At 27.8% G+C, this 13,361-nt stretch carries 11 protein-coding genes; all 11 read right to left on the reverse strand.

Annotated elements, in window-relative coordinates:
• Positions 1-151: 151 nt before the first annotated feature.
• On the reverse strand, positions 152-934 hold the full coding sequence (locus tag AC2GW8_RS00800) for a class I SAM-dependent methyltransferase (RefSeq protein WP_440880894.1): 783 nt from the start codon (positions 932-934) through the stop codon (positions 152-154).
• A 146-nt stretch (positions 935-1,080) separates the two neighbouring features.
• Complete coding sequence (locus AC2GW8_RS00805; RefSeq protein ID WP_440880895.1) at positions 1,081-2,274, reverse strand: glycosyltransferase family 2 protein; 1,194 nt, start codon at positions 2,272-2,274, stop codon at positions 1,081-1,083.
• Between the two features lie 5 nt (positions 2,275-2,279).
• Positions 2,280-2,900, reverse strand: a complete 621-nt coding sequence (locus AC2GW8_RS00810; protein ID WP_440880896.1) for an acyltransferase — start codon at positions 2,898-2,900, stop codon at positions 2,280-2,282.
• Positions 2,890-4,101 carry a glycosyltransferase gene (locus tag AC2GW8_RS00815; RefSeq protein ID WP_440880897.1) on the reverse strand — a complete coding sequence of 404 codons (1,212 nt, stop codon included), beginning with the start codon at positions 4,099-4,101 and terminating at the stop codon, positions 2,890-2,892. The genes AC2GW8_RS00810 and AC2GW8_RS00815 overlap by 11 nt, the downstream gene beginning before the upstream one ends.
• A gap of 40 nt (positions 4,102-4,141) precedes the next feature.
• Complete coding sequence (locus AC2GW8_RS00820) at positions 4,142-5,269, reverse strand: glycosyltransferase family 4 protein (protein WP_440880898.1); 1,128 nt, start codon at positions 5,267-5,269, stop codon at positions 4,142-4,144.
• A gap of 3 nt (positions 5,270-5,272) precedes the next feature.
• Positions 5,273-6,037 (reverse strand): class I SAM-dependent methyltransferase, encoded by a 765-nt coding sequence (locus AC2GW8_RS00825; RefSeq protein ID WP_440880899.1) that lies wholly within the window; start codon positions 6,035-6,037, stop codon positions 5,273-5,275.
• A 5-nt stretch (positions 6,038-6,042) separates the two neighbouring features.
• Positions 6,043-7,239, reverse strand: a complete 1,197-nt coding sequence (locus tag AC2GW8_RS00830) for a glycosyltransferase family 2 protein (protein WP_440880900.1) — start codon at positions 7,237-7,239, stop codon at positions 6,043-6,045.
• A gap of 10 nt (positions 7,240-7,249) precedes the next feature.
• A complete protein-coding gene (locus AC2GW8_RS00835; protein ID WP_440880901.1) occupies positions 7,250-8,191 on the reverse strand; it encodes a phosphoribosyltransferase in 942 nt (313 codons plus the stop codon).
• A 13-nt stretch (positions 8,192-8,204) separates the two neighbouring features.
• Positions 8,205-9,668, reverse strand: a complete 1,464-nt coding sequence (locus AC2GW8_RS00840) for an O-antigen ligase family protein (protein WP_440880902.1) — start codon at positions 9,666-9,668, stop codon at positions 8,205-8,207.
• Positions 9,669-9,671: 3 nt separating this feature from the next.
• Positions 9,672-11,033 (reverse strand): lipopolysaccharide biosynthesis protein, encoded by a 1,362-nt coding sequence (locus AC2GW8_RS00845; protein ID WP_440880903.1) that lies wholly within the window; start codon positions 11,031-11,033, stop codon positions 9,672-9,674.
• A gap of 5 nt (positions 11,034-11,038) precedes the next feature.
• Positions 11,039-13,354 carry a GumC domain-containing protein gene (locus tag AC2GW8_RS00850; protein ID WP_440880904.1) on the reverse strand — a complete coding sequence of 772 codons (2,316 nt, stop codon included), beginning with the start codon at positions 13,352-13,354 and terminating at the stop codon, positions 11,039-11,041.
• Positions 13,355-13,361: the final 7 nt, after the last annotated feature.

A 13,361-nucleotide genomic window follows, 5' to 3' on the forward strand; every position in this document is an offset into this window, starting at 1 on the left:
TTTGTATGGGTAAATTTATAAAGTAATGAATTATCAGGTAGAGCATTTAAATTTTGCATTAACGTTGTCTAAGCTACAAACAAGTTTGGAATATTCATTTGGATTTAAATCTTATAGATTATGAAATATAAAAAAAGGGAAAATATATCTTTTATTTTATAGCAATAAATATATCTTCATCAATGTTAACACCATATTTTATGTATTTATTTGAGATGTTTATACGTTTCACTTTTAGTCCAACTGATTCTAGTTTATTAACATAATCTTGACCATAGATTCTTACATGATCGAATTGACCAAATGCATTTTCTCTTTCCTTAGGCGTTTTAATAGATGAATCCTCAAATGTTTCGTATGTGTTTTTAGCAATAGGTACTTGTAACAAAGCTTTTCCGGATGATTTTAGAACTCTATAAATTTCTTTCATTGCTTTAATGTCATCGGGAATGTGTTCTAGAATATGATTACATATGATAAGATCAAAATAATCATTTTCAAAAGGAATGTTTAATAGGTTTATATTTTGAACATAATTTGGATAATGGTAACCTTTCGTGTGTAAATCTCCGCACACGTATTCTTTAAAATTACAAGTTTTTAATAGTGATGATATATTTTTTTCTGGAGCAAAATGTATAATTCTATAATGTTTTTTATTTAATATATTTTCTTCATACTTTAAATATGTATAAATTAATCGTTCTCTATCGTTTGAATCACAATTATAGCATCTCGCTTTTCTTCTTCCTGAACCCACAACTTCTTTTTCTTTTAATATGGGGATATCAAACCCTATAAAATCAAAATCTTTTGATTCAAAATTACAAACAGGACATTTGAATTTCTTACCAGCATAAATATTAGTTTCAATTTTTCTTAAAATGGGTTTAATAATACTTTTTATTTGTCTTGGAATAATTCTTTTGAACATTTTAAATATTTTATTAAAAAAAGGTAGTTAAAGTAGGTTTTGATACGACAGATTTTCGTTAAATAGTTTATAGATTAAGTTGAGCTGAAATTATGGTAGAATTGTTAAATTTATATACTTAGATAAGATTATTTTAAACATCAATATTAAATAATATTTTGATCTCGATTTACTTTTTTCCATATGGCGTATTTTTTATTTTGCAAGTAATTAATAAATCCGAATAATGCGGATACGTTCATAATGAAAAAGTAATAAGGGATAAATATGAATCGAATTTTAATTTTTACAGCCTTTAAGAAGAATCCAATTAATATGGCTATGTAAAATAATATTTGTAGTACATAAAAAGTGTAAAAAAATGATTTGTAAGAGTTTTCATGATTAATTATAATAATATTTATAGGTATTATGGCAAATAAACAAAGTGGAGTAATTGTCCATCTAAGAACCCTGTGTGAAATATATTGGAACGAAAGTGTTTTATATTTAAAAATATTTAAAAGTGATTTTAGTCTGACAATAGCCTGAATGCCTCCAGCGCAAATACGAACTTTTCTTGCGAATTCATCTTTTATAGTGGCAGAGGCATTTTCAAGAGCATAGGCTTTTGTTGTGTATGCAATTTTGTAACCTTTTAAAGCAATTCTTAATGAAATAACAAAGTCGTCTAAAATAGTATCATCTTCAATTTGATCAAATAGTTGAGTTCGTATTGCAAATAGTTCTCCAGCCGCTCCAACAACCGAGAATAATTTGTTGTCCAATTTTTTTAAGAAGGATTCATATTTCCAATAAAAGCCTTCACCGGATCCAGATGCTTTATCCTTAGTTCTTACTTTAATTCTTTTTTCACCAGACACACATCCAACTTGTTTGTTTTTAAATTCATTTATTATTTCAACGATTGAGTTTCTATTTAATATTGCATTGGCATCTGTAAATATGGTTATTTCTGTTTTTACAAACGGCATGACTCTATTTATAGCATTTGTCTTTCCCCTACGTTCTTTCTTATAAAAAACACTGATACCATCAAATTGTTTTAAGGTAGTTGCACTTTCATCGTCAGAGCCATCAATAACCCAATAAACACTTAGCTTATCTTTTGGATAATTTAGATTCATAGTATTATCCATTTTTTCGTCTATAATATCACATTCATTGTAAGCAGGAATTATAAGGGTAACTTCTGGTTGGTAAAAATTAGTGTCAATCCTATTTTTAGATATGTATAATTGTTTAATTTTTACTAAAATAAACAAGATGATACCATAACCTACATAGGTATATAATATTATAATTAAACAGATAAAAAATAAATATTCAATTTTATTCATTTTTTCTAAACTTTTTCCCAGGAATTACTTTCCAAATTATATTGTTTTATAATTTTTGCTGGGGTACCAGCGGCTATTGAAAAAGGAGGAATATTTTTAGTAACTACACTTCCTGCTGCAATTACAGAATTTTTACCAATGGTTACTCCCGCAACAATTACTGAGTTAGCACCTATCCAAACATTATCTTCTATAACTATTAAATTTTTAGTTACTCCCTGTTCAAGAATAGGTTTAGTGACATCTTCATAATTATGGTTAAGCCCAGCAATGACTACATTTTGTCCCAACCCTACATAATTTCCAATAATCGTTGGTCCTATAATTGTGTTAGATAAACCTATTCGTGTCCTATTCCCAATAATAACATCGCCAACTCCATTATTAACAGCAGTAAAATCTTCAATATTGGTTTCATACCCAATGTTAAATTTATTCCAAGGGACAACATCTAATCTAGTATTTTTTCTAATACATGATTTTTTTCCTTTTTTATGAATAAAAGGATTGACGAACCATTTAACCCAAACTCTAGGTCTAGCTTGATTTTTTACTAAAATGAGACTGTGAATTCGAGATTTTAATTTAGGGTTGTTTTTAATTTTATCTTTAATTCTATGAATCATAAATTTTGTTTTTTTTATTAATAAATAGCTCAGATAATATCCTTTCGAATTTTTGAGCTCTATTTTTCCATGAATTATTTTTAGCGAATTCAATTCTCCTATTAATGAGATCTTCTGAATCATTTGTTATTTCGCTATATAAATTAGCAGCAAATTCATTTTTGTTTTTTGAGATACTTATAACGGGTTCAAATTCTTGCAATGGTGCAAAATTTGTCATAATAACGGGTAATCCAACAGCAAGATATTCGTTTATTTTAAGAGGGTATATCCCTTTATTAATTTCTAAGTTATTATAAGGAATTATTCCTGCATCGTACGTTGCTAGTATTTTTGGTACATCGTGAGGACTTATAGCAGGAAGAAATTCTACATTATCAAATTGTTTTAGTTTTTTGACTACTTCATTTCTTAAGATAGATCCTGTAAATTCAAATATTATTTCTGGATATAAATTAATAATGTACTCCATCAATTCAATATCGAAACGGTAGTCAATACTTCCTATATAACCAACTTTTTTTAGGCCTTTTTTTGAATTTGAGAAATTTTTCTTTGCTTTTGAAAAAAGATTAAAGTTCACTCCATTTCTAACAACAAATGTATTTTTGTTAAGTTTAATTTTTTGATTTTGTAGGAAAGTAGAAGAGCATATTATTCCATCGACACCCTCACAATAAACTTTTTCAAGTTCTATAGTCATCCAGTGATTTCTTAAGTTATCCATACCGTCATAGCAATAGTATACATCTAAAGTTTGACCTATTTTACCTAGTACAGGTAGTCCGTATACTGGATTGTATGCTGAAATTATAATGGTATCTGATAATTGATGCTTTTTTATTAATTTTTGTAATTGACGTTTATAAATACTCGTATTGATTTTGTTTAATATTTTAAACAACCTTTTCGTCTTAACAAAATTAATAGGTAACATTGGTGGCATTATTACATGTTTTACGATGCTTTTATAACTTGTAGAAATATGGCTAATTCTCTTTTTTAAACCTAACATTCTTTTAACAGGAGCTTTTCTTTTACCTAAAATAGAGTTAATAATATCCTTATATGTACGAGGGTATTCAATAAAAAATATATTATTATCTCTTGCTAAAATTGATAAAATTTGAACAGTTGATTTGGTGTATTCACCTTGCCAAGTTGTAAATGAAATGCATATGATATTTTTGTTTTTTGTCATAATTGGAGTTTTAGGTGATTACTTTATAGGTACTGTTTTTTTACGATACTTTATATAAAATCTTAGCGTATGTTATATTAAGTTTACGTATCATTTTTTGAATTGAGTATTTGGTTTTGATTGTATTTTTAGCGTTTATAGCCAGCTTATCTCTCAAATTCTTGTTGAGATGTAAATTCAAAATCTGTTCTGATAATTGACGATGATTTTTAGGCTCTATTAAAATACCGTTATAATTATGTATTATGACTTCTTTATTGCCGTCTACAGAGGTAGCAATACATGGTTTTTCCATACTCATAGCTTCCAATAATCCAATAGGAAGTCCTTCCCATAATGAAGGCAAACAATAGATATCAGAGTTGTTTAGTAATGAAGCAATATCATGACGAAATCCAAGAAAAATAACAAAATCTGTCAAATTTAATTCCTTTACAAATTGCTCACATGTGTTACGCATTTCACCATCACCAACAATTATAAGGATAATGTTATTGGTAGCTTCAACGATGTTTTGCATTGATTTAATCATTGTTAAAGGGTCTTTTTGTTTTGTCAATCTCGATAGATATATCACAATACTCTTTGTTGTATCAATTTGTAATGATAGCTTTAGATTTCTATATTCCTTGTTAGGATTAAATTTGTTTAAATCAATTCCATTTTCGATAACTACAGAGTTTTCTAATTGAAAATTTTTTTCACCTTCTTGTTGATTGGACTTGGAAACACAAATAGTAAGGCTAGCCTGCTTTGTTAAAAAACTTTCTATTATTGATTTAATTTTATAAATCCAAGGTTTATCTGTTTTATGGAAAGACCATCCATGAACTGTATATATAATTGGAATTTTTAAAGCTTTAGAAGCCCAAAAAGAGTTAGACATTGCTCTGCTTCCGTGAGCATGAATTAACTCTATGTTTAGTTTCTTTGCAAGTTTTTTGACTTTTTTCCAAATTCGAATATCAAAGGGTTTTAATGTTTCGATGACATAGCAGTCTACATTGATCTTTTTCAGTTCATCAATCATTTCACCAAAGGTAAAACTTAAGACAAATAAATTAAATTGGTTTTTATCATAGTTCTCCACTATTTGTAGTACATGGGTTTCTCCGCCACCAATTTTTCCTTGTCGTATTGTTATCAGTATATTTTTTTTTGTATTCATAAATTATCTTAAATGTTTCCATGATGTCATAAATCCACTAGCAAATGAACGAGGTAACCTGTCAGCCAACCAGCAATCAAATTTTTGAAGTGTTATGCATCTTTTGTAAATTACTGATAATGGAAACACACCTTCTATAAAGTTGGTAACCTTAAATTTTTGATTTATTAAAAGTTCAGAAGTAACTAACCTATTTAAACTTTTTTGTGTAAAAAACTGTATGTGAGATAGATCGTCAGCATCTGATTGAATAGTAGTACCTTTAAATCCCATAATTGATTTAATACGACCTAGTAACTTTTTACTAATAATATTGTTATTTAATATATATTGAACGGGTTTTGTTATCAGCAGTTCTCTTGGACCAAAACCATTGGGCACGGTAATTATTATTATTCCTTGTGAGGATAATAGTTTTTTTAAAGCGTTGACTACTTTTTTCGGTTGTTCAAGGTGCTCAAGTACCTCGCTACAGATAATTATATCAAATTTTGAAGTGTATTTAATGTTTTCAACAGCTATATTTTCAAAACTTACATTTTTTAGTAAATTATTTTTTTTAGCTTTTTTAATTGATTTTTCGGAAATATCGATACCCAAAACTTCATGACCTAATGCTCCACAATGCTGAGAAATATTGCCATTTCCACAACCGACATCCAATATTTTTAAAGAAGACACATTCAATAACTTAATGTTTTCTTCAATAAATTTTAGCCTTTTTATATCTTCTACTCTAGTGTATTTACTATAATTGATAAATGCCATAATATTTAATTAAATTTTGAGGAATGTGGTGTGTGAATAAACTTTTTATATGCTTTTTTTAAGGATAGCATTGATACAATCATTGTTATAAATGTTACAGGTAAAAATACGATAGCATGCAAGTATTTTTTTTTGAAAAAACTTTTAGGCGTTGAAATAATTATAGCTGCGGAGCATGTAATAAATATTAATATCCATACGCTAGAAATCCAAAATTGATTTCCAAATGAATAGAGTAGTAAGTATATAACTGAAAATAAAAAAGAGGTTCCAAGTAGTATTATACGTGGAGGAGCTAACATTTGATATATTTTATCGGCAAACGTAATGTTCCCCTTATAAAATAATTGGTAAAATACCTCTGGAGCATATTTCTTGAAGAAAGTAACTTTAGATGAAAGCCACCTTCTTCTTTGGTTTTTAAAATCAGGAGTTAATTGGGTTTTTTCATCATATAAAATGGCATTTTCTAAATATTCAATAGTTATTTTTTGTTTTATGAGAATAAATTCTAATTCTTTATCAAATCCTGAAATAGCATTTATTTGTTTTAAAGTTTTTTTTAAAAGTTGATAATTAAACGCCATTCCTGATCCAATTAAAGCGGAAGATAAACCCAAAGAACGATGTCCTTGTCTAAATATATTATTATTTACTTCTTCACTAATAGCATCAAGGATTGCTAAAGGTGTATTTAAATTTTTTGCTTTACGATGTCCTTGGATAACGTTTATGTTATTGATGTATGAATTGTTTATTTTTTCTAAAAAACAAGGCTCCATTATATTATCTGCATCTAGTATTAATGCAATATCATAATCACTACTTACCATTTTAAGAGCTTTTTTGAGAGCCTTTACTTTAGTACTATTCTTAAATGAAACATTTACAATTCTTACAGGGATAGCTTGTAATTGTTCTAGAGTTGACTCCTGAAAAGAGTCTGCTATAATAATAACATCAAATTTATCTAGAGGATATCGTTGTAAAATTGCTGATTTTGCAGTGTTTAAAATAACTGCGTCTTCTTTATAACATGGTATGAAAACTGCAATTTTATTAATTTTTGAATTTTTCTGATATGTATTTTTTTTTCTTAAAATACTAGAAATAGCGAAAATTAGTATGTAAATACTAGACATTCCGAAATAGATCAAAATAAAATATTGAAAATAAGTGAAAATTAATTGTGATAAACTCATAACATAAAGCTTAATTTTGGTATAATAACTTAAACCTGCCTTTTAGTTTTAAGGCTAATCTTCTCAAAAGTGGGAGGTATTTTCCTCTTTTAATATTAAATACTACTGATTGTGACTCGTAAATCATTTTAAAATTTTCTGTACAAAAAACTGGCTTTTTACAAAGCATATTAATTTTTCTTGCTTGTTTAAAGTTACTTTCAATAAATAAATTGTATTTACTTGATTTGTATATGCTTGATTTAAATTCAGCATGGTTGTTTGCTTTTTGCCGAGCTTCTTTTGTGGGAAGATTTAACATTTTTAAATCTTTATATTTAATTTGATGCTTTGCAAGCCATTTTTGGGTAGGTACTCTATATTTTTCTAGTCGAGATGTAACAATACAGCCAATGGTTTGTCCAGGAAGATATAGGGGAGGGGTATTTTTAACGAATTCAATATATTCTTTCCCATCATCATTTTGAGATGACGTTGGATCAGGACATAAAACACCATCAATATCAAAACAAGTTTTTTCTAAATCAGGATGATTAAAAATATTCCATTGAAAGTATCTTGGCATTGGAACAATTTCAAAAAAGTAATCAACACTGTTCTTCTGTTTAAGCGAGGCATAAATAACACAATATTTTAACGTATATTCTTTTTCTAAATTCTTTAATTTTTCTTTACATTTTCTTAACGCTTTTCCAGATCCAATACTATCATCAACAACTAGAATATTTTCAATGTTTTTCTTTTTATAATTGATTCTTTCGCCTGTACCATAGAGAGATCCTTTTACGAATGTATCTATGTCAACATATGGAAGATTTAAATATAGTGCTAGTAAATTTGCTGGTAACATACCACTTCTAGGTATTCCTACTATTAAATCAATATTCCTTGGTATCAGGTGTAATTTTTTTATAATTATATTATTAATATCGTTAAAATCGCGATAGTTCATTTTCTATATTTTATTATTTATGTAAATATTCCTTTTCTATTTTTAAAGCATTTACTATAAAAGCAATACTTATATACATTATTATAGCTGTAGGCATCTGACTAAAAACACCATTACCATAAGAGGCAACAAGTATTCCAGCCATGCCACAAGTGATAGCCATAATTTTGGATCTAAAATTTGAGTTTTTTAGTTTGAACATTACATTATACATGCCTACAAATAAAATAGATAGAATCATTATTGAATAATATACTAAACCAACAATACCTGTGTCTGCCCAAATGGTGACATACCAGCTATCAGTTGCTGTATTTGCTAAAAATGTGTTAGGGGTAAATCTTTTACCCCAATTCCCGGTAGCACCAACCCCACCACCGAAAGGGCGCGAAGCTAAATAACCTACTAATTTTCGTTGATTACTTAAACGAACCTGAAGAGAAGGATCATTACCATCAAAGGCTGTTCTCATTCGTCGTATTTGATAGTTACCCTGTCCTATAAAGGTATGTGCGAAAAAAATATATGAAGCTAGGGCTATAATAGATCCAATGATCAATGTAGTTTTATTTTTATGAAGTACCATCAGTAATAGCCCCCCCATACCAGGAACTGAAATAGCCCCACGTGTACCTGAAATAAACATCCCATATAAACCTAAAAGAGCAACGATTGCATAAAAGTATTTTTTTAACTTATTTCCTTTAACATACATTGTTAATATGCCGAATACTACGAAACTTAGTGCTTGTGATGCACCAAATTGTCCAGCATCTGAATAAAATGAAAAAATTCTTAGCTGACCAAATAGAATATGTGTTTGAGCTCCGCCACCGTCTAACCATCTTTGTTCAAAAGGATCAACACCAATATATAGTTGCATAAGTCCTTTTAAGCTACCTAAGATTGATAACGTTCCCCATAATAGAAAAAATCTATCTAAATCTTTAGGTGTATTGAATAACATGAATATTAATGGAATAGAGAGCCATTGATACAATGCAAGTCCTCTCATAGAATAAAACCAAGCTAGCCTGCTTATCGCTTCTGGGTTTAAAAGCTGTATAAATATATAAAACATCCAAAAGCTGATAAGTATGGTAACGAATGATCGGCTTTTTTTCCATATTGATCGTTCATAATAGTTTTTAAAAAACATAGCAACGTATGTTAGTACCAATATAAAATCAATACTTAATCCCCAAGGAGCAGGTATATACCTCGCCAATCCGGTAACAAAAAAGCTAGCTATCAAGGAAATAATTATACCTAATTTCGGGTTCTTAAATAGGTAAACGAGTAAAAAAGTAATAGCTATTGATGCGGCAAATAAGGATATACCAAAAACCTTTAATTTGTAAATTAGAAAAACTAATACTAAGATCAATATAGTGTTTAAGGCTAAAAAATTATAGCTTGATAGTTTTGGTGATTTTAGGAACTCAATATTTTTATTTTTAATATTTTCTATATCCATATGTTATTTTTTTATTATTAAACATGTATGCTTTGAAATATTTAAATAAAACTTAAGTCCATAAAATAAAATATCTTTTATTGAGATCTGTAATTCTTTGTTTAAGCAGTAAACCCCAATATAAGATCCTAAAAGGGTAAAAAGTATTGATGTAATGGCTACTAGTTCGAGTGACTTAAAAATAAATACGGCAATGATATCTCCTAGTAAGTTTGTAATTAACATAATCAATACTTTGATAGAGTTTATTTGAGGCTTGTTCAAACTATCCAATGTTATTCCCGTCATTTTATCTAATGGTAGAATTAAGCAGTAAATGGTTAAAATTTGTGTGATTATGAGAATATTTAAATGTTCAGAACCATTATTTATATAGGAGTGTCCTGAAATAAGTATGATTAATTCTCTATCGAATATTAATATGAATATAGCGATAAAAACGAAAAAAATAGAGATAGCACCTGTGTAAGTATTAAAAATGTATCTCACTTTTTTTAGGTTTCCTTGAGTATATGCTTTTGAAATTTTAGGAAATGCAGTTGACGCAAAACTTCTCAATGGTATTTGCATGATTTCAGTTAATTTTAGAGGAATACTATAAATGGCTATCGCATTTGACCCTAATGCTCCTAGTCCAATTATAAATATATCTGCATTTCTTAATAGGTTGGAACTAAGTAAAGTGAATACACTAAATTTACCGAAATTAAGGATTCTGTTAACCTCTTTATTACTTGAATTTTTATAGGAAATTAAATAATCCCATTTGAGTACAATGCATAATCCAGATAAGAAAATTTGGATATACAAATAATATAAAATTAGCTCATTTAACGTAATACCCCAATACAGTGTACCTATTAATATTACCAAAAAGAATAGAAAGTTATTGAGTATACGAATGAATAAAATTTTATTGAATTTTATATCGGCTTGAAAAATTGTTAAGGCGTTATTGAAGGGTATACTTGCAATTAAAATATACGGATACCAATTGAAGAATAACACAAAAGATGAGTTTTTGATGTGGTCATATAAAAATGACTTTATTAGAAAAATAAAAAATGCTAATGCAAAAGAGGTTAGTAAATTAATTTTTACGAATGATCCAATAATTTTCTCACGTTTTTTTTGTTTGGTTCCTGGTAAAAAGCATATGGTAGCATTACTTGTAATTCCGAACCTTAGCATTTCAATTAAACTAGCACCTGTTACAAAAATGATATAATTAGAAAAATCTTCCGTATTTAATTTTTTGGCCAATAAACTAAAACTTACTATGCCAATTAAAGCAGTTATTATATTGCTTAATAGACTTTGAAAGTTGTCCTTTTTTAAAAGTTCTATTATTCTGGCTCGAATCATAAATATTAGATTTTACTTGATGAATTAAATTGAAGTCTAAAGAAGTTTTTAATTCTTTTTCTAAATATTGATTGGTTCTTTTTTATTTCTCCTAATAAATATTCCACTTCATTAATTTCAGTTCCGTTGACAAAAGAGAAAATTTTGTTATCCAAGTCATTCTTTATCGATTTAATTGCATTTTCATCAGCGTCTTGCCAAACACGATTTGCTCTACAAACAAGAAGTATTAAGTCAGATTTATTTATAATATCTCTTGAATAACTATTCTCTAATAAATTAGGATGCTCAATTATTAAATAGTCAACACCGGGTTTTTTAATAAGTTGTTTTACTATACTATGATACCTATGTTTATTGATACCCTCATCTTTTGGGGTAGGAACTATATATTCATTTTCATCGAAACGATATATCGGATTTTCAAGTGCGGGGTCATTATAATCAGGACGAGAATCTGGATAACCTAAAACAGTATTAACATTATATTTTTTTTGATATTTTAATTTAATGTATTCTCTACTATGGTTAGTAATAATTGTAGATTTCTTGTTGCTTTTTAATCGTTCGGCAATATTTGCAATAACTACAGTTTTACCTTCTTGCTTTCGAGTACTTATAACAGATATTATTAATGTTTTTTTATATTCTTTATTAACTGATAACATCTGTTCATTTATACCTCTTATTGCTAGATCGGATAGTTTTTTAATGATACCATTAAATCCTATTTTTCCATGATTTATATAAATTTTAGGAAACATTCCTATTACAGGTATCTTTATAACTTTGGATGTGTTTTGAACATTTTTTAAAGTATTATCAAAAAAGTCTGATAGAAATATACTGCTGATTATTAAAATTAAGCTTAAGATTACTGCACCAATGATTAAAAACGATCGACCAGAAGGCAAGGCTTTAAAGGGATAAAATGAGGGGGCAACTAATTTAAGTTTTGAAGCAATTTTTGAGTCTTGAGCTTTGAGCTTAGCCAAATTCAAACCATGAAGAATTTCGAGATATTCTTGCTCGGCGATTTTAAATTCTCTTTCGATTTTTTTTAAGTTTGCTCCTGCTGGTGCATATCTTTTAAATTGTTGGTCGTAATTATTATTTCTATCACCAACAGTTTTAAATTTAGCTTTTATGTTTTGTACTTCTACAGATTTCTCTAGCCACTCATCAAGAACAGTTTTTATTGGAATACCTTCTATAGTATTCTCCAACCTAAATAATTCTTCTATGTTTTCTTTGAGTTTCTTATTTTGACTAATAAGTTTATTTTTTGTTAGATTAACATTTGTATCACTATTTTTGGCTTCATGAAGAGATAGTTCTAGCTTCAGTTTGTCAAGAATTCTTTTTATTTCTACGACATTATTTCTTTTCTTTTTTATCGAGTCTATTGTTTTGAGTTTCTTCTCTAGTATTGAAACTTTGGCTTTGGCTCCTTCAAATTCACCTTTTGTGTTAAAAAAGTCTAATGTCATATCTTCTTTCATTATTGCTACAGCTTTACTTTGTTCGTAGTAATTGATGATATTATTTTTAATGTTGAAGGATAAAAGCTCTTTTTCAATGGATTTTAGTTTTTTTCTGCTTCTCTTTAATTCATTTTGAAAATATTCAACAATATCTTTTGAATTGGACTCTTTAATTTCTGTATACTTTTTCTCTATGATCTCATATAATATGTCTAGCGTTTCCTTGCATATACTAGGATCGGAGTTTTCATATAATATTTTTACTAAATCACTGCTATTGACACGATATGCGCGAATGTTTGAAATAGATTTTAGGGAGAAAAATTTTGAATCTGAAGCTAAAAGTTCATGGACAAAGTTTTTTTCAGTTTTATTTTGCATGAACTTTAATTTTTCGAACACGATATTTTTAATTGTATCAAATTCTAGATATACTTGACGTTTTGTTTTTAACTCTAGTTTTAATGAACTTAGAAAGTTTAAAGGAACAGTTTTATTGATCTCTTCTTTGATCATTTCTAATTTTATATCATTATTATTCTGAATGTTTACGATGTTATGACTTAATAATCTTAACGCAAGTTCTTCTTGAGTTTTTCTTGATTTAATAATGTTAATTAGATTGTCAAAAGCAATATTTGTTTTGAATAAGTTAAATGATTTATCTAGTTGAATAGACCCGTCCGACCCAATTCCAGTATAAATAATTGAATGTGTCGAGTAATTAGAAGGTATATTTTCCGTTATACAAAAAGTTAAAATACCCGACAAAAAAGGTAAAATAATTAGTATTATTTTATTTTTAATAAGTAATCTTATGAAATTAATAATACTCATATCATTT

This window comes from Tenacibaculum profundi (assembly GCF_057162725.1).

Coding starts and splice junctions, on each gene's coding strand:
- AC2GW8_RS00800 (WP_440880894.1), bottom strand. CDS start 934: ATGTTCAAAAGAATTATTCCAAGACAAATAAAAAGTATTATTAAACCC.
- AC2GW8_RS00805 (WP_440880895.1), bottom strand. CDS start 2,274: ATGAATAAAATTGAATATTTATTTTTTATCTGTTTAATTATAATATTA.
- AC2GW8_RS00810 (WP_440880896.1), bottom strand. CDS start 2,900: ATGATTCATAGAATTAAAGATAAAATTAAAAACAACCCTAAATTAAAA.
- AC2GW8_RS00815 (WP_440880897.1), bottom strand. CDS start 4,101: ATGACAAAAAACAAAAATATCATATGCATTTCATTTACAACTTGGCAA.
- AC2GW8_RS00820 (WP_440880898.1), bottom strand. CDS start 5,269: ATGAATACAAAAAAAAATATACTGATAACAATACGACAAGGAAAAATT.
- AC2GW8_RS00825 (WP_440880899.1), bottom strand. CDS start 6,037: ATGGCATTTATCAATTATAGTAAATACACTAGAGTAGAAGATATAAAA.
- AC2GW8_RS00830 (WP_440880900.1), bottom strand. CDS start 7,239: ATGAGTTTATCACAATTAATTTTCACTTATTTTCAATATTTTATTTTG.
- AC2GW8_RS00835 (WP_440880901.1), bottom strand. CDS start 8,191: ATGAACTATCGCGATTTTAACGATATTAATAATATAATTATAAAAAAA.
- AC2GW8_RS00840 (WP_440880902.1), bottom strand. CDS start 9,668: ATGGATATAGAAAATATTAAAAATAAAAATATTGAGTTCCTAAAATCA.
- AC2GW8_RS00845 (WP_440880903.1), bottom strand. CDS start 11,033: ATGATTCGAGCCAGAATAATAGAACTTTTAAAAAAGGACAACTTTCAA.
- AC2GW8_RS00850 (WP_440880904.1), bottom strand. CDS start 13,354: ATGAGTATTATTAATTTCATAAGATTACTTATTAAAAATAAAATAATA.